The organism is Burkholderia sp. COPS (assembly GCF_019425585.1).
Taxonomy (GTDB): domain Bacteria; phylum Pseudomonadota; class Gammaproteobacteria; order Burkholderiales; family Burkholderiaceae; genus Burkholderia; species Burkholderia cepacia.
Genome location: NZ_WIXR01000015.1, coordinates 344,210 through 360,627 on the forward strand (window position 1 = coordinate 344,210; position 16,418 = coordinate 360,627).

At 65.0% G+C, this 16,418-nt stretch carries 17 protein-coding genes and 1 pseudogene; 8 read left to right on the forward strand and 10 right to left on the reverse strand.

What is annotated here, in order from left to right:
• Positions 1 to 98 precede the first annotated feature (98 nt).
• The 7 genes from rpsF to FOZ70_RS14715 all read left to right on the forward strand — a co-directional run bounded on the left by rpsF (position 99) and on the right by FOZ70_RS14715 (position 4,877).
• A complete protein-coding gene (gene rpsF, locus FOZ70_RS14685) occupies positions 99 to 473 on the forward strand; it encodes a 30S ribosomal protein S6 (protein ID WP_006402295.1) in 375 nt (124 codons plus the stop codon).
• Positions 474 to 513: 40 nt separating this feature from the next.
• The gene (gene priB, locus FOZ70_RS14690; RefSeq protein WP_011657069.1) at positions 514 to 813 is read left to right on the forward strand and encodes a primosomal replication protein N; all 300 of its coding nucleotides are present in this window, start codon (positions 514 to 516) and stop codon (positions 811 to 813) included.
• Between the two features lie 4 nt (positions 814 to 817).
• On the forward strand, positions 818 to 1,093 hold the full coding sequence (gene rpsR, locus FOZ70_RS14695) for a 30S ribosomal protein S18 (protein ID WP_006486248.1): 276 nt from the start codon (positions 818 to 820) through the stop codon (positions 1,091 to 1,093).
• A gap of 27 nt (positions 1,094 to 1,120) precedes the next feature.
• Positions 1,121 to 1,573: a 50S ribosomal protein L9 gene (rplI, locus tag FOZ70_RS14700; RefSeq protein ID WP_021156519.1), complete on the forward strand. Its 453-nt coding sequence runs from the start codon at positions 1,121 to 1,123 to the stop codon at positions 1,571 to 1,573.
• Positions 1,574 to 1,708: 135 nt separating this feature from the next.
• Positions 1,709 to 3,091, forward strand: a complete 1,383-nt coding sequence (locus FOZ70_RS14705) for a replicative DNA helicase (RefSeq protein WP_006486249.1) — start codon at positions 1,709 to 1,711, stop codon at positions 3,089 to 3,091.
• Between the two features lie 138 nt (positions 3,092 to 3,229).
• The gene (locus FOZ70_RS14710) at positions 3,230 to 3,856 is read left to right on the forward strand and encodes a DUF47 domain-containing protein (RefSeq protein ID WP_006478627.1); all 627 of its coding nucleotides are present in this window, start codon (positions 3,230 to 3,232) and stop codon (positions 3,854 to 3,856) included.
• Positions 3,857 to 3,866: 10 nt separating this feature from the next.
• Positions 3,867 to 4,877, forward strand: coding sequence for an inorganic phosphate transporter (locus tag FOZ70_RS14715; protein ID WP_021156518.1), 1,011 nt, complete (start codon positions 3,867 to 3,869; stop codon positions 4,875 to 4,877).
• Positions 4,878 to 5,021: 144 nt separating this feature from the next.
• Here the strand turns inward: FOZ70_RS14715 and FOZ70_RS14720 are convergent, their stop codons facing one another.
• Positions 5,022 to 6,104 (reverse strand): C40 family peptidase, encoded by a 1,083-nt coding sequence (locus tag FOZ70_RS14720; RefSeq protein ID WP_219706177.1) that lies wholly within the window; start codon positions 6,102 to 6,104, stop codon positions 5,022 to 5,024.
• A gap of 239 nt (positions 6,105 to 6,343) precedes the next feature.
• A complete protein-coding gene (locus tag FOZ70_RS14725; protein WP_042972757.1) occupies positions 6,344 to 8,146 on the reverse strand; it encodes a PhoH family protein in 1,803 nt (600 codons plus the stop codon).
• Here FOZ70_RS14725 and FOZ70_RS38535 point away from each other — a divergent pair.
• A pseudogene (locus FOZ70_RS38535) lies at positions 8,042 to 8,283 on the forward strand (hypothetical protein); the annotation flags it as partial. The gene FOZ70_RS14725 and the pseudogene FOZ70_RS38535 overlap by 105 nt on opposite strands.
• Positions 8,284 to 8,481: 198 nt before the next feature.
• On the opposite strand, the gene FOZ70_RS14730 reads toward FOZ70_RS38535, so the two are convergent.
• The 8 genes from FOZ70_RS14730 to FOZ70_RS14765 form a co-directional block, all read right to left on the reverse strand.
• Positions 8,482 to 8,943 (reverse strand): peroxiredoxin, encoded by a 462-nt coding sequence (locus FOZ70_RS14730; RefSeq protein WP_011657063.1) that lies wholly within the window; start codon positions 8,941 to 8,943, stop codon positions 8,482 to 8,484.
• Between the two features lie 108 nt (positions 8,944 to 9,051).
• Positions 9,052 to 9,948 carry a polysaccharide deacetylase family protein gene (locus FOZ70_RS14735; RefSeq protein WP_021156515.1) on the reverse strand — a complete coding sequence of 299 codons (897 nt, stop codon included), beginning with the start codon at positions 9,946 to 9,948 and terminating at the stop codon, positions 9,052 to 9,054.
• A 13-nt stretch (positions 9,949 to 9,961) separates the two neighbouring features.
• Complete coding sequence (locus FOZ70_RS14740; RefSeq protein ID WP_006482864.1) at positions 9,962 to 11,017, reverse strand: bifunctional UDP-4-keto-pentose/UDP-xylose synthase; 1,056 nt, start codon at positions 11,015 to 11,017, stop codon at positions 9,962 to 9,964.
• The gene (locus FOZ70_RS14745; RefSeq protein ID WP_021156514.1) at positions 11,014 to 11,961 is read right to left on the reverse strand and encodes a formyltransferase; all 948 of its coding nucleotides are present in this window, start codon (positions 11,959 to 11,961) and stop codon (positions 11,014 to 11,016) included. The genes FOZ70_RS14740 and FOZ70_RS14745 overlap by 4 nt, the downstream gene beginning before the upstream one ends.
• A complete protein-coding gene (locus FOZ70_RS14750) occupies positions 11,958 to 12,995 on the reverse strand; it encodes a glycosyltransferase (protein ID WP_021156513.1) in 1,038 nt (345 codons plus the stop codon). The genes FOZ70_RS14745 and FOZ70_RS14750 overlap by 4 nt, the downstream gene beginning before the upstream one ends.
• Before the next feature lie 6 nt (positions 12,996 to 13,001).
• Positions 13,002 to 14,153 (reverse strand): DegT/DnrJ/EryC1/StrS aminotransferase family protein, encoded by a 1,152-nt coding sequence (locus FOZ70_RS14755; protein WP_021156512.1) that lies wholly within the window; start codon positions 14,151 to 14,153, stop codon positions 13,002 to 13,004.
• A 130-nt stretch (positions 14,154 to 14,283) separates the two neighbouring features.
• Complete coding sequence (locus FOZ70_RS14760) at positions 14,284 to 14,655, reverse strand: EamA family transporter (RefSeq protein WP_021156511.1); 372 nt, start codon at positions 14,653 to 14,655, stop codon at positions 14,284 to 14,286.
• Between the two features lie 13 nt (positions 14,656 to 14,668).
• Positions 14,669 to 16,345 (reverse strand): glycosyltransferase family 39 protein, encoded by a 1,677-nt coding sequence (locus FOZ70_RS14765; protein WP_048021053.1) that lies wholly within the window; start codon positions 16,343 to 16,345, stop codon positions 14,669 to 14,671.
• Positions 16,346 to 16,418: the final 73 nt, after the last annotated feature.

Below are 16,418 nucleotides of genomic sequence, written 5' to 3' on the forward strand. Positions count from 1 at the left end.
GTCTTGCATGCGCCCCGTATCCGGGTTAGAATCTTCGGCTTCTCACTTGCCACACCGGTTCAGACGCCCGGGTGGCTTTAATCCACAAGGAGTGTGTAATGCGTCATTACGAAATCGTATTCATCGTGCACCCCGATCAGAGCGAGCAAGTGCCCGCGATGATCGAGCGTTACAAGACCACGATCACGTCGCACGGCGGTCAGATCCACCGTGTCGAAGACTGGGGCCGTCGCCAACTGGCCTACATGATCGAGAAACTCGCGAAGGCTCACTACGTCTGCATGAACATCGAGTGCGACCAGACGACGCTCGACGAACTCGAACACGCGTTCAAGTTCAACGACGCCGTGCTGCGCCACCTCATCGTCAAGATGAAGAAGGCCGAAACCGGCCCGTCGCCGATGATGAAGGAAGTTCAGCGCGAAGAAGCCAAGAAGGCGGCTGCAGCTCAGCCGACCGAAGCGCAGGCTTAAGTTCGTCATTCATTAAGCCATCAAGGAGCGCGCCACTCACGTGAACAGGTTGCAATTGACGGCGAGCGTCGTCGAACGCGCACCGGTGCGATATACGCCGGCAGGTGTTCCGATCGCAAGCGCCACATTGCATCACCGCACGGAAGTCGTCGAAGCAGGCATTCCCCGTCAGGTCGAAATGACGATCGAGGCGGTGGCGGCCGGTGAGGCGAGCGGCAGGCTGGAAAGCCGTGAAATGGGCGTCGAAACGCTGTTCACGGGCTTCCTGGCAAAAAAAAGCCGCAACGCGAGAACCTTGGTGTTTCACATCACAGCATTGCAGGACATTGGAAAGGACTGAAATCATGCCCCGCCCGACTGGTAAGAAATTCGACAAGCGTCGTCAGCAACAAAACCCGCTCTTCAAGCGCAAGAAGTTCTGCCGTTTCACGGCCGCAGGCGTCGAGCAGATCGACTACAAGGACACGGAAACGCTGAAGGACTTCATCGGCGAAAACGGCAAGATCACGCCGGCGCGTCTGACGGGTACGAAGGCGCACTATCAGCGTCAGCTCGACACGGCAATCAAGCGTGCGCGTTTCCTCGCGCTGCTGCCGTACACCGATCAGCACAAGGCGTAACTCGGCGACGCCATAAGGAGAATTCGAATGCAAATCATTCTGTTGGAAAAAGTCGCCAATCTGGGCAACCTCGGCGACATCGTCAAGGTCAAGGACGGTTACGCTCGCAACTTCCTGATCCCGAACCGCAAGGCTCGCCGTGCAACGAAGGAAGCGATCGCCGAATTCGAAGTGCGCCGCGCTGAACTCGAAAAGATCGCCGCTGAAAAGCTGGCAGCATCGCAGGCAGTCGGCGAGAAGCTGAACGGCCAGTCGTTCGAAATCACGCAGAAGTCGGGCGTTGACGGCCGTCTGTTCGGCTCGGTCACGAACGGCGACGTCGCGGAACTGCTGAAGAAGGCAGGTTTCGAAGTCGAGAAGCTGCAAGTTCGCATGCCGGAAGGCCCGCTGAAGATGATCGGCGAGCACAACGTCCAGGTCGCGCTGCACACGGACGTCGTCGTCGACGTCACGATCAACGTGATCGGCGACCACGCGTAAGCGTACGCAAGCTTTCCGGGCGGCTTCCGTCGTCCGGACAAGGGCAGGCGCCCGGGCAACCGGGGCCTGCCTTTTTTATTGCCCGATCGCCGGAGCGGTAGCGCTGCTGCGATCTATTCGCGATAATCCCAACCCATGAACGCGCCGCAAGATCCCCAAATCGAATCGCTGAAAGTCCCGCCGCATTCGGTCGAAGCCGAACAGTCGGTGCTCGGCGGCCTGTTGCTCGACAACGCGGCATGGGACCGGATTGCCGACTTCCTGTCTCAGGGCGATTTCTATCGCTACGATCACCGGATCATCTACGAGCACATCGGCCGGCTGATCGCGTCGACGCGCCCGGCCGACGTCGTGACCGTGTACGAAGCACTGACCACGTCCGGCAAGGCCGACGACGTCGGCGGCCTCGCGTACCTGAATGCCCTCGCGCAGAACACGCCGAGCGCCGCGAACATCCGCCGTTATGCGGAAATCGTGCGCGACCGTGCGGTGCTGCGCCGGCTCGTGTCGGTTGCCGACGAAATCTCGGCCGATGCGTTCAACCCGCAGGGCAAGGAAGTCCGTCAGCTGCTCGACGAGGCCGAATCGAAGGTGTTCTCGATCGCCGAAGAGGGCGCGCGCGGCAACCAGGGCTTCCTCGAGATCGGCCCGCTGCTCACGCAGGTCGTCGAGCGCATCGACACGCTGTACCACACCGCGAACCCGAGCGACGTCACGGGCACGCCGACGGGCTTCGTCGACCTCGACCGGATGACCTCCGGGATGCACGGCGGCGAACTGATCATCGTCGCGGGACGACCGTCGATGGGTAAGACCGCGTTCTCGATGAACATTGGCGAATACGTCGCGGTCGAGTACGGGCTGCCGGTCGCGGTGTTCTCGATGGAAATGCCGGGCACCCAGCTCGTGATGCGTATGCTCGGCTCGATCGGCCGGCTCGACCAGCACCGGATGCGTACCGGGCGCCTGACGGACGAGGATTGGCCGAAGCTGACGCACGCGGTGCAGAAGATGAGCGAGGCGCAGCTCTTCATCGACGAGACGGGCGGCCTGAACCCGATGGAATTGCGCTCGCGCGCGCGGCGCCTGGCGCGGCAGTGCGGCAAGCTCGGCCTGATTATCGTCGACTACCTGCAGCTGATGTCGGGTTCGTCGCAGGGCGAGAACCGCGCGACCGAAATCTCGGAAATCTCGCGATCGCTGAAGAGTCTCGCGAAGGAACTCGACGTGCCGGTGATCGCGCTGTCGCAGTTGAACCGTGGCCTCGAACAGCGCCCGAACAAGCGTCCGGTGATGTCCGATTTGCGCGAATCGGGCGCAATCGAACAGGATGCGGACGTGATCCTGTTCATTTACCGCGACGAAGTTTACAACCCGGACAGCCCCGACAAGGGCACGGCCGAGATCATCATCGGCAAGCAGCGTAACGGCCCGATCGGCCCCGTTCGGCTCACGTTCCTGGGGCAATACACGAAGTTCGACAACTTTGCGGGAGCGCAGACGTTCTACGGCGAGTAGCGCCGATTGTAAAGTCCTAAATCGCCAAACGTTGTATCCAATCCCGGCGCGCGCATGTGCGCGCGTCGCGGCGCGACCGAAAACGGTACAATGTCGCCCGTTTTCGTGACAGTAGTTTGACAATCTCTCAGGAATCCCATGTTCGGTCGATTCATGCCCACCGAGGGCAAGTTCTTTGAACTCTTCAACGCGCACGCGAAGCACATCGTTTCCGGTGGCCGCGAGCTCGAACTGCTGATCGACAATCTCGCCGACGCCGAGATTCACAAGCAAAACGTGCAAATTGCCGAGAAGGCCGCTGACAAGCTCACGCACGAGGCGATCGATCTGCTGCACAAGACTTTCATCACGCCGCTCGATCGCGACGAGATCCACAAGCTGATCACGACGATGGACGACATCCTCGACCTGATGGAAGACGTCGCGACCGCCGTGTCGCTGTACGACGTGCAGTCCGTCACGTCCGAGGCGAGCCAGCTCGCGCACATCGTCACGCAGTCCGCCCAGCACGTGCAGCAGGCGGTCGGGTTGCTGTCCGACATGAAGCAGTCCGCGCAGATCCTCAAGCAGTGCGAGGAGATCGATCGCTGGGAATCGGAGGCCGATCGCGTGCTGCGCGCGGCGATGTCGAAGCTGTTCCGCGAGGAAGACGACGTGAAGACGCTCATCAAGCTGAAGGCGATCTACGAGCTGCTCGAAGAGATCACCGACAAGTGCGAGGACGTCGCGAACATCATCGAAGGCATCGTGCTGGAAAACGCCTGAGCGGACCACGATGCATTCGATACAACTCGCCCTCTGGATGGTCGCGACGCTCGTTCTCGTCGCGCTCGTATTCGACTTCATGAACGGCTTTCACGACGCGGCGAACTCGATCGCCACCGTCGTGTCGACCGGGGTGCTGAAGCCCCAGCAGGCCGTCGTGTTCGCGGCCGCGTTCAACGTGATCGCGTATTTCATCTTCCACCTTAAAGTCGCGCAGACCGTCGGCAAAGGCACGATCGACCCCGAGATCGTCGACCACTACGTCATATTCGGCGCGCTGGTCGGTGCGATCGGCTGGAACGTGATCACCTGGTACTACGGGATTCCGTCGAGCTCGTCGCACGCACTGATCGGCGGCCTCGTCGGCGCCGCGCTCGCGAAGTCGGGCTGGGGCTCGCTGAACATCGACGGGCTGCTGAAGACGGTTGCGTTCATCTTCATTTCGCCGCTGCTCGGTTTCATCCTCGGTTCGCTGTTCATGCTCGGCGTGTCGTGGCTGTACTTCCGTACCGCGCCCAGCAAGGTCGACCGGCGCTTCCGCCGGCTGCAGCTGCTGTCGGCCGGCTTGTACAGCCTCGGCCACGGCGGCAACGACGCACAGAAGACGATCGGCATCATCTGGATGCTGCTGATCGCGAGCGGCTACGCATCGGCCACCGCCGATGCGCCGCCCGCGTGGGTGATCGGCGCGTGCTACCTGTCGATGGGCCTCGGCACGCTGTTCGGCGGCTGGCGCATCGTGCGCACGATGGGCCAGAAGATCACGAAGCTCAAGCCGGTCGGCGGTTTCTGCGCGGAAAGCGGCGGGGCGATCACGCTGTTCATCGCGTCGTTCCTCGGCATTCCCGTATCGACCACGCATACGATCACCGGCGCGATCGTCGGTGTCGGTGCGACACAGAAGCTGTCGGCCGTGCGCTGGGGTGTCGCCGGCAACATCGTATGGGCGTGGGTGCTGACGCTGCCCGCAGCCGCGCTGTTCGCGGCCGGCGGATGGTGGCTCGGCCATCAGATCTTCTGATCGCCAGCACTGTCGAACGGACATGAAGTGCGCCGCAAGCCGAAAGGCTGCGGCGCATTTTCTATTGGGGCGGCGGAAGGGGGCGGCGAGGTGGAGGGCGGCGGATGCCGCCAACTTCGCGGCGGTCGAAGGTCGAGCGACCGGTCAGTAACTGCCGTTCGCGAACCGCGCGATCGGATCGTCTGCCGTACTCGTGCGCGGACTGACGGGCGCGGATTGCGTCGACGCACGCCACACCTGCACGGGCTCGATGCTGCGTGGAGGCATCGACGCGGTGGCGGGCGGCGGTTCGGCATCGAAGGCGGCGGCCTGGGCGGCCGTCAGCGCGGTCGTCGGAATCTGCGTGCCGACTTCCGCCGTGGCGGCGGGTGCGGCATTGGCCGTCGTCGCGGTCAGCTCGTCATTCATCGACGTGGCCTGCTGCTGGGCCGCCTGCATCCGCGAGGGCGGCGGTTCGTACGGATCGGCGGCCGGTGCTGCCGGTGCAACTGCGGCCGTCGTCACGACCGGCGTGGTCGGGGCGGGCGCCTGCACCTGCGCCGCTCTCGCTTGCGACGACGCAGTCGCGGGTTGCCGCGGCGCGGTAGCAGCCGTCACGACCACCGGAGCAGCCGCGACCGCCGGCGAATTGCGCGGCTCGTCGCGCTTCGCCTCGTAGGTCGGCGCATCGAACGGCGCAGGTGCCCCGCGCGGCGGCGCGACGCGGCGAATGCCGTCGAAACGCTTGGCCCAGTACGGGTTCGTCAGGTAGTCGAGCCGCACGGTGCCGCCCGTCGACGGTGCGTTGACGAAGCGCAGCTTGCCGACGTAGATGCCGACGTGCGAATGCGGCCGTCCGGTCGTGTTGAAGAAGATCAGGTCGCCCGGCGCGATCTGGTCGGGCTCGACCGATACGCCGCGGCCGCTCATGTCGGCGGTCGTGCGCGGCAGGTTCACGTCGGCTGCGCGGCCGATCACGTAGCGCACGAGCCCGCTGCAGTCGAAGCCGCTCGTCGGCGTGTTGCCACCCCAACGATACGGGACGCCGACGAGGCTCATCGCCTGGATCGAAATTTCTTCCTGGCCGACGCTGTGATCGACGAACTTCGGGAAATTGGCGGGAGCGGGGAATGCGCGCGGCGTCGTGATCCTCATGCCCGACGCGGGGCGCGATGCCGACTGCGGCGGCACGCTGGAGCAGGCCGCAAGCAGTGAAACGACAGCAACGGGAACCCAGATTCGAAGCATGGCAAGGCGGGCGAGCGCGGGACGCTCGCGAATCGTATGACAACAGACAGACCCGATGGTAGACGTTCCGGCGGGACTTAATCAACCGTTCCTGAGAATTTACTTGAAGTTTCGCGCGTAAGTGCGGCTGTTGCGTAACGATGCATGACCAACGTTTCAGACCCCAAAAATAAAAACGGCGCTCCGGAAGCGGAGCGCCGCGATGCGTCGACGGCCGGCCGACGGGCCGGCCTGTCGCGTTACAGGATGTCCGACGCGTAGTCGGCGAGTCGCGAGCGTTCGCCGCGCGCGAGCGTCACGTGGCCGCTGTGGCCCCAGCCCTTGAAGCGGTCGACGACATACGTGAGCCCGGAGCTGCCTTCGGTCAGGTAAGGCGTGTCGATCTGCGCGATGTTGCCGAGGCACACGATCTTCGTGCCCGGGCCCGCACGCGTGACGAGCGTCTTCATCTGCTTCGGCGTCAGGTTCTGCGCCTCGTCGATGATCAGGTACTTGTCGACGAACGTGCGGCCGCGCATGAAGTTCATGCTCTTCACCTTCAGGCGCGAACGGATCAGTTCCTGCGTCGCGGCACGCCCCCATTCGCCGGCGGCGTCGTCGGTCTTCTGCAACACTTCGAGGTTGTCGTCGAAGGCACCCATCCACGGCTGCATCTTCTCTTCCTCGGTGCCGGGCAGGAAACCGATGTCCTCGCCGACGGGCACGGTCGCGCGCGTCACGATGATCTCGTTGTAGCGCTTGTCGTCGAGCACCTGCGCGAGGCCGGCCGCGAGCGCGACGAGCGTCTTGCCGGTACCGGCCTGGCCGAGCAGCGTGACGAAGTCGATCTCCGGGTTCATCAGCAGGTTCAGCGCGAAATTCTGCTCGCGATTGCGCGCGGTGATGCCCCACACGTTGTTCTTGTGGTGGCTGTAGTCGCGCAGCGTCTGCAGCAGCGCCGTCTTGCCGTTCAGTTCGCGGACGATCGCATGGAACGTCGGCTCGCCGTTCTGCGGCTCGAGATAGACGAACTCGTTGACGAGCATCGACGCGACGAGCGGGCCCGTCACGCGGTAGTACGTGGTGCCCGTCTTCGTGTCCTGCCAGCTCTCCATGCCCTTCGCATGCTTGGTCCAGAAATCCTGCGGCAGCTCACGCACGCCGTTGTACAGGAGATCCGAATCCTCGAGCACCTGGTCGTTGAAGTAGTCTTCAGCGGGCAGGCCGAGCGCATGCGCCTTGATCCGCATGTTGATGTCTTTCGACACCAGCACGACCTGGCGGTCCGGCCGGTCGCGCTGCAGCGCGCGCACGACGCCGAGGATCTGGTTGTCGGCCTTGCCTTCGGGCAGGCCTTCGACGGGCGCGATGTCGGTGAGCTTCGTCTGGAAGTACAGGCGGCCGACCGCCTCGCGGCTGCCGAGGCGCGACAGCGGAATGCCGGCCGTGATCGGGCCCGCATCGGCGACCAGCGCGTCGAGCGTGCGGCTGACCTGGCGTGCGTTGCGCGCGACTTCGGACATCCCCTTCTTGTGGTTGTCGAGTTCCTCGAGCGTCATCATCGGCAGATAGACGTCGTGTTCCTCGAAGCGGAAGAGGCTGCTCGGGTCGTGCATCAGCACGTTGGTGTCGAGCACGAACAGTTTCTGCTGTTCGGCTTCGGCGGCCTTGCGGCTGCGCGATTTCGTGGCAGCGCCCGTGTCGCGCGCGGGAGCCGCGGCCGGTTTGCCGGCGGCCGGCTTGTCGTTGCGCGCGACGACCGGCGCCGCGGGTTCGGCGGGTGCCGGCATCGGCTGCAACAGTGCGGCCGTCTGTCTGGTCTTGCGACCGCGTGCGGGTGCGCTCGCGGTTTCCTGCGCCGAAGACGCGACGGCGCGCAGCGGCGCGGCCGTGTTCGCGGCTTCGATCATCGGTTGGGCCACGCTCGCCGGACCGTAGTCACCGGCTGTGGATGCGTCCCCTTCGGCGGATTTCTTCGCGGCTTTCGCGGGCCGCGCTTTCGCCTTGTATTCGTCGGGCGGCAGCAGGCTGCCGAGCTTGCTGGGGGGAGTAGGCAAAGGCATGGTGTCCCTCGGGAGGAATCGTGTCGCATGGCGTGCGCCGCTGATCGCATCCTGCGTGACGTAGATGCATGCAGTTTGCGCGCGGTGGCGCACAGGAATTTCGTCTAGCCGGTTCGCCTAAGTGTCGATCAGCTCCTCGATGCGGTAAAGGCCGGACCGGGGAGGGCCGGCGCGCGTTCCATAAAAAAAGCCGCTGCCCCGTCGACAGGGACATGCGGCTCGGCTGATGCCGTCGTGATGCGCGTCAGGTGCCGTGAAGCATTGCAACAGGCACCGGCGCAGCTACGAGAAATATGGGGCGAACTGGCATTCATTGCGGCCCAATATAACGCGCCTCAAAGCGCTTGTACAGCACTTAGCACGTCGTCCACATGACCCGGTACCTTGATGCCGCGCCATGCCTGGCGAAGCACGCCGTCGGCGTCGATCAGGAACGTCGAGCGCTCGATTCCGCGCACTTCCTTCCCATACATTTTCTTCATCTTGATGACATCGAACAGCGCGCACAGCGCTTCGTCGGCATCGGAAATCAGCGGGAACGGCAGTTCGAGCTTTGCCTTGAAATTGTCATGCGAGCGCAGGCTGTCGCGCGACACGCCGATGACTTCCGCACCGGCTTTCTTGAACTTCGGATAGAGATCGCGGAACTGCAGCCCTTCGGTCGTGCAGCCCGGCGTGTTGTCCTTCGGATAGAAGTACAGCACGAGTTTCTTGCCCTTCAGGCCGGACAGCGAAATGTCGCCGCCCGTGGCCGGTGCGGTGAAATCGGGAACTTGACGGTCAACTTCGACGGACACGTGTTTCTCCTGTTGTTATGGAAAGGCGCCGCTGCGGCGGCGCGGTTCGGCGGGGCGTCGCGGCAGCGCGCCGCATGGGCGGCGCGGGCGACGCCGGCGCGCGCGAACTCAGTCGGGCTGGACGATCAGTTCGCCGGAGCGGCCGGGAATTTCGCCCCACGTGACAGGGTACGATGGCAGCGAGTCGCGGTCCAGCGTCGCGTGGTAGTCGCCCATCGTCGCAAACGTGTGGCCTTGCGCGCGCCAGCCGGCGAGCAGTTGCTCGAACACGGGCGCGAGCTTCTGGCCTTCCAGTTCCGCATGCAGCGTGAACACCTGGTCGTGCGGATTGGTTTCGGTGAACTTGAGGATGTGCGCGGCGACGTTGTGCGTGTCGACGCCGTCGATGCCGAGCACTTCGTCGAGCGTCGGCAGCGTGGTCGGCATCTGCACGTGCGACAGCGTGCGGCCGTCGACGACGGGCAGGTACGGCGAATGGCCGCGGCCGTCGGATGCGTAGCGCATCCCCCATGCGTCGATCTGCTCGAATGCGGAATCGTTCATCTGCCAGCCGGCCGCGCCGTGCGTGACGGGCGGCGCACCGAAGATCTCGATGAAGCGCGCGTGACTCTTCTGCATTTCACGCGCGGTCCAGTCGCGATCGCGCGCACGGACGTTGTCCTGCCAGTACACGTGATCCCACGTGTGGATCCCGCATTCGAAGCCGGCCTCGTGAATCGCGCGCATGTCGGCGATCGCGCGGCGGCCGATGTCGGGGCCCGGCAGCAGCACGCCGTACATCAACTGCTTCACGCCGTAGTGTTCGACCACCGACGTGCGCGACACCTTCTTCAGGAAGCCGGGGCGGAACACGCGCCGCAGTGCCCAGCCCGTGTGATCGGGCCCGAGGCTGAAGAGGAAGGTCGCGCGCGCACTGAAGCGGTCGAAGATGCGCGCGAGGTTCGGCACGCCTTCGCGCGTGCCGCGCAGCGTGTCGACGTCGATCTTGAGGACGATGCGAGCCAAGCGAACGTCCCGCTCAGCCTTGCTGCTCGACGAGCGCGCGCGCGTCGGCGACGTGGCCGCGATACGCTTCGAAGATGTTGCGCAGCGCGTCGTCGAACGTCGCCTGCGGTGCCCAGCCGAGCTCCTGCATCGTGTTGTCGATCTTCGGCACGCGGTTCTGCACGTCCTGGTAGCCGTTGCCGTAGTACGCGCCGGACGTCGTCTCGACGAGCTTCACCTGCTTGGCCGAATCGGCGTATTCGGGGAATTCCGCCGCCAGTTCGAGCATCTTGTGCGCGAGTTCGCGAACCGAGAAGTTGTTCTTCGGATTCCCGATGTTGTAGATCTTGCCCGACGCGACGCCGTCCTTGTTCTCGATGATCTTCATCAGCGCGCTGATGCCGTCGCCGATGTCGGTGAATGCGCGCTTCTGCGAGCCGCCATCGACGAGGCTGATGTTCTCGCCGCGCACGATGTGGCCGAGGAACTGCGTGACGACGCGGGAGCTGCCTTCCTTCGGCGTGTAGATCGAGTCGAGGCCCGGGCCGATCCAGTTGAACGGACGGAACAGCGTGAAGTTCAGGCCTTCCATCCCGTAGCCCCAGATCACGCGGTCCATCAGCTGCTTCGAGCACGCGTAGATCCAGCGCGGCTTGTTGATCGGGCCGTAGGTGAGGGCCGATGCATCCGGGTCGAACTGCTCGTCCGAGCACATGCCGTAGACCTCGGAGGTCGACGGGAACACGAGGTGCTTGCCGTACTTGACGGCCGAACGCACGATCGGCAGGTTCGCCTCGAAGTCGAGTTCGAACACGCGCAGCGGCTGCTGGACGTAGGTGGCGGGCGTCGCGATCGCGACGAGCGGCAGGATCACGTCGCACTTCTTCACGTGATACTCGACCCACTCCTTGTTGATCGTGATGTCGCCTTCGAAGAAATGCATCCGCTCGTGGTTGACGAGGTCGCCCAGCCGATCGGTCTGCATGTCCATGCCGAACACTTCCCAATCGGTGGTTTCAAGAATGCGCTTCGACAGGTGATGGCCGATGAAGCCGTTCACACCCAGGATCAGGACTTTTTTTGCTTTCATGAATGACGGGAAGAATGAATGAACTGCGCGAATTCCGCGGGCGTCACGACGGTTTCGCTGCCGTCGCGCTGCTGCCACAGCTCGAGAATGGATAGGGCGCGGCTGTCGCCGCAGACGCCGAATAGCGCATTATCGCTTACGTGCAGGCCGGGCGGCAAATCTGCCGCGGCGGCCGCTGCCGCGCTGCCGGGCGCCGCGAGGCGCGCGCGCGCGATCACGAAACGCGTGCCGTCGACGTCCGTGAACGCGCCCGGATACGGGGGCGCGACCGCGCGCACCAGGTTGTAGACCTGCGCGGCCGGCTTCGACCAGTCGACGCGGCCGTCCTCGGGCTTGCGCCCGCCGTAGTAGCTGCCGGTCGCGAGGTCGTTCGGCAGGTGCGGCGCCTCGCCCGCGAGCAGCGCGGGCAGTACGCGCCAGAGCGTCTGCTCGGCGGCCACCGTGACCTTGTCGAACACCTGCGCGGCCGTGTCGTCCGGCAGGATCGGCACCGCGGTCTGGGCGATGATCGCGCCCGCGTCGGGCTTCGCGGCCATCTCGTGCAGCGTCGCGCCGGTTTCGGTCTCGCCGTTCAGTACGGCCCAGTTGGTCGGTACCCGACCCCGGTATTTCGGCAGCAGCGAACCGTGCATGTTGTACGCGCCGCGCGGCGCGATCGCGAGCAGGTCCACCGGCAGCATGTGCCGGTAGTAGAACGAGAAGATGAAATCGGGCTGCGCGTCGGACACCGCGCGGCGCAGCGCCGGATCGGCGGGATCGGCCGGCGTGACGACCGGGATCCCGTGCTCGGCGGCGACCGATGCGACGCTGCCGAACCAGATGTTCTCGTTCGGGTTGTCCTCGTGCGTGACGACGAGTGCGACGTCGACGCCGCGCGCGAGCAGCACCTGCAGGCAGCGCACGCCGACGTTGTGATACGCGAAGACGACTGCGCGCGGTTTCATTGCCCGGCTCCCGTGCGGTTCGTGCCGGCCGGCACCGGCGGCACGCCGTCGTGCTGCTCGAGCACGGCCTGGATCAGGTAGCGCGGCCGCGCGCGCACCTGCTGGTAGATGCGGCCGACGTACTCGCCGAGCAGGCCGAGCGCGAAGATGATCACGCCGAGCAGGAAGAACGTGATCGCGAACAGCGTGAACACGCCTTGCACTTCCGCGCCGACGATGAAGCGTCGCACGAGCAGCAGCACGAACAGCGCGGCGGAGCCGAGCGACAGGATCACGCCGATGAACGACAGCCACTGCAGCGGCACGACCGAGAAGCCCGTCACGAGGTCGAAGTTCAGCCGGATCAGGCTGTACAGCGAGTACTTCGATTCGCCGGCGAAGCGCTCCTCGTGCGCGACCTCGATCTCGGTCGGCTTCTGCGCGAACGTATAGGCGAGCGCGGGGATGAACGTGTTGACTTCGCCGCACACGTTGATCGTATCGATGATGCGACGGCTGTACGCGCGCAGCATGCAGCCCTGGTCGGTCATCTTGATGCGCGTGATGCGCTCGCGCAGCCGGTTCATCATCTGCGACGCCTTGCGCCGCCACAGGCTGTCCTGGCGCTGCTTGCGGATCGAGCCGACGTAGTCGTAGCCCTCGCGCATCTTCGCGATCAGCTTGGCGATTTCCTCGGGCGGGTTCTGCAGGTCGGCGTCGAGCGTGATGACGATCTCGCCGCGCGATTGCGCGAAGCCGGCGAGGATCGCCATGTGCTGGCCGTAGTTGCCGTTGAGCAGCACGATGCGCGTCGTGTCGGGACGTACGTGGAACTGATCGGCGAGCATCGCGGCCGAGCGGTCGCGGCTGCCGTCGTTGATCAGGATCACTTCGTATGACGTGTCGAGTGCGTCGAGCGCCGGATACAGCCGCGCGAACAGCGCGGCGAGGCCGTCTTCCTCGTTGTACACGGGGATGATGACCGATACTTCGGGACGGCCTGCGTCCAGGTGCCCGGCGCCCGGATGCCCGGCGCGTGCTTCAAGGTGACTCATGTACGCTTAATTTCCGTATTGTTCGCAAATCTGGTTGATGGCGTCGACCACGCGACGCACGTCGCCTTCCGTCATCTGCGTGAAGAGCGGCAGCGTGACGGTCGACGCGCCGTACCGTTCGGCGTGGGGGAACATGCCCTCCTTGAAGCCGCGCGCACGGTACAGCGTGAAAAGATGGATCGCCGGGTAGTGGATGCCCGTGCCGATGCCGCGTTCCTTCATCTGCGCCATGAACTCGGCGCGGGTGATCGTCAGCCGCTCGAGCGGCAGCGTGATCAGGAACATGTGCCAGTTGCCGTTCTCGAATTCGGCGACCGGCAGGCCGACGCCGAGCTTCACGGCCGCGCTGCCGTCGAATGCGTCGAAATACGCGCGGGCGAGCGCGCGGCGCTGCGCGGTGAAGCGTTCGATGTGCGGCAGCTGGCCGAGGCCGACACGGGCGGCGACGTCGGTCAGGTTGTACTTGCCGCCGAGCACGTCGCAGTCCATCCCGTCGAAGCCGGTGCGCGTGATGCCCTGCAGCCGGTACTTCTGCGCGAGCGTCGCTTCTTCCTCGTTGTTCAGCACGAGCGCGCCGCCTTCGATCGTCGTGAGGTTCTTGTTCGCGTGGAAGCTGAACGACACGATGTCGCCGATCGCGCCGATGCGCTTGCCGTTCCACGTCGAGCCGAACGCCTGCGCGGCGTCCTCGATCACGCGCAGCTTGTGCGCGCGCGCAATCGCGTACAGGCGGTCCATGTCGACCGGCAGGCCGGACAGGAACACGGGGATGATCGCCTTCGTGCGCGGCGTGATCGCCTGCTCGAGCTTGTCGAGGTCGATGTTGCGCGTGACGGGATCGATGTCGGCGAACACGGGCGTCGCGCCCGTCTCGAGGATCACGTTGCTGGTCGAGACCCACGACGCCGGCGTCGTGATCACCTCGTCGCCGGGGCCGACGCCCGCGATGCGCAGGCCGATCTCGAGCGTGCAGGTGCCCGAGTTGAACGCGCGGACCGGACGGCCGCCGCAGTATTCGGACAGCGCCGCTTCGAATTTCTGGCTTTGCGGGCCGGTGGTGATCCAGCCCGAACGCAGCACTTCGACGACGCCCTGGATGGTTTCCTCATCGATCTCGGGGCGGGTGAACGGCAGAAACGGAGCGGTAGTCTGGCTCATGTACGCTTTGGCCTGTAATGGCGTGTAATAAAAGGGTCGGGCGATCCCGGCCGAAACCGGCATTAAACACCGGTTGGCGGAAACGCACCGTGATTTTTTGTAGGCGGACGCTTAACGCGGCGGAGCGTGCTCAGCTTCGCGCGAGCACCAGCACGCCGATCAGGATGATGCCGATGCCGACGAGCCGCTGGATCGACAGCACCTCGCCGAACAGGTACCAGGCCGCGAACGCGTTGACGACGTAGCCGAGCGACAGCATCGGGTACGCGATCGACACGTCGACCCGCGACAGCCCGAGGATCCAGACCACGACGCTCAGCACGTAGCAGCCGAGGCCGCCGATGATCGGCAGTTGGGTGGCGATCTTCAGCCCGACCGGGATGATGTTCGCACGGCTGAACTCGAAGTGCCCGACGGCGTTGACGCCGGCCTTCAGCAGCAGTTGCGCAACGGCGTTGAGCATCACGCCGGTGACGATGCAGACGAGCGAAACGGGATTCATGCGATGGGCGTCCTTACGATTGCGGTTTCTCGACGATCACGCGACGGTTGTCGCGCGCGATCACGCGCATCGGCACGCCTTGCTTGACCAGGGCGTCGTACTGGCCGGGCGGCATGATCGCGAGCGCATGGGTTTCCTGCTTCCAGCGCGTGATCCATTCGTCGACGGTCGGAATCCACTTGTTGGGCTCCATCGAGATGCCGAACGCGAGCTCGTCCTGGCGCTGGACCATGATCGTCGTATGGCCCATGTAGAACGGGAACGTGTGATCGAGCATCTCGATCGAGTAGAACGGCGTGTCGGGCGGCAGTTTCGCCAGCTCGGCGCGCACCGTCGGCGCGAGCAGCGCGCCCGAGCTGTAGCGGCCGAACTCGTCGTGCCCGGTGCCGCCGATCGTGCCGAAGGCGAGCCACGCGGCGCCGAACGCGGCAAGCGCGGCGGCGACGCCCGTGCGGCGGTTCAGCCAGGCGGCCGCGAGCGTCAGCGCGGCGGCGACCGCGAGGCCCGCGTACAGCCACATCTGGAACGCGCGGTACAGCGCGTTCGGCGTGCGGGCATCGCCCTGGTACGCGAGGAAGATGATCCCGAACGCCGCGGCGACGAAGAACACGAGGTAGCCGAGCAGGTGGCGGCGGAACCGGTCGGCGGTCATCAGCGGCAGGTACGCGCCGATGATCAGCGCGAGCGCCGGCGCGACCGGCAGCACGTACGAGATCAGCTTCGAATGCGACGCGCTGAAGAACAGGAAGATGAATGCGCTCCAGATCAGCAGCACGAGCATCGGCGAGAAGCCGTTCGGCTGGCGCGGCATCCGCAGCGCATGGCGGATGCTCTGCCACGCAACCGACAGCCACGGCAGGAAGCCGACCAGCAGCACGGGCACGAAGTAGTAGAGCGGGCCCGGACGGTTCTGTTCCGGGGTCAGGTACCGGCGGAACTGCTGGACGATGAAGAAGAAGTTGAAGAACTCGGGGTTGCGCTGCTGGACGAGCACGAACCACGGCGTGACGATCGCGAAGAAGATCACGAGGCCGCTCACCAGGTACAGGCGCTTCCAGAGCGCCCAGTCGCGCGCGATCAACGTATAGAGCACGAGCACGGCGCCGGGCAGGATCAGGCCGACGAGGCCCTTCGACAGCACCGCGAACGCCATCGCGGCCCAGCACGCCCACATCCAGCCGCGTGCCGCGGCCGGGCGCAGCCCGGGCCGTTGCGCGAGCAGCAGCGAGCACAGCGACAGTGCCATCCAGAACGCAAGGCCCATGTCGAGCGCGTTGAAGTGGCCCATCAGGTTCCAGTACGGCGACGCCGCGAGCACGACGGCGGCGAGGAAGCCCGACAGCGGGTTGAACAGGCGCGCGCCCGTGAAGCCGACCAGCAGCACGCCGGCGAAGCTCGCGACGGCCGTGTAGAGGCGCGCCTGCCATTCGCCGATGCCGAACCACGCGAACGTGAGCGCGTTCAGCCAGGTCTGCAGCGGCGGCTTCTCGAAGTACTTGTAGCCGTTGTAGCGCGGCGTGATCCAGTCGCCGGTGACGAACATCTCGCGCGCCATTTCCGCGTAGCGGCCTTCGTCGCTCGGGATCAGGTGGCGCAGCCCGAGCGGCGCGAACCAGACGATCGCGAGCGCGACGACGAGGAGGACGAGCGTGATGCGGTTGAGCGGTAGCCTCGACGGCGTATCGTTCATGGATTTTCAGCCTGTTGGTTGTTGTGACGGGCCGCCGGCGGGTTGCGCCGGGGGCGGGCGGCCTGGCCGGGCC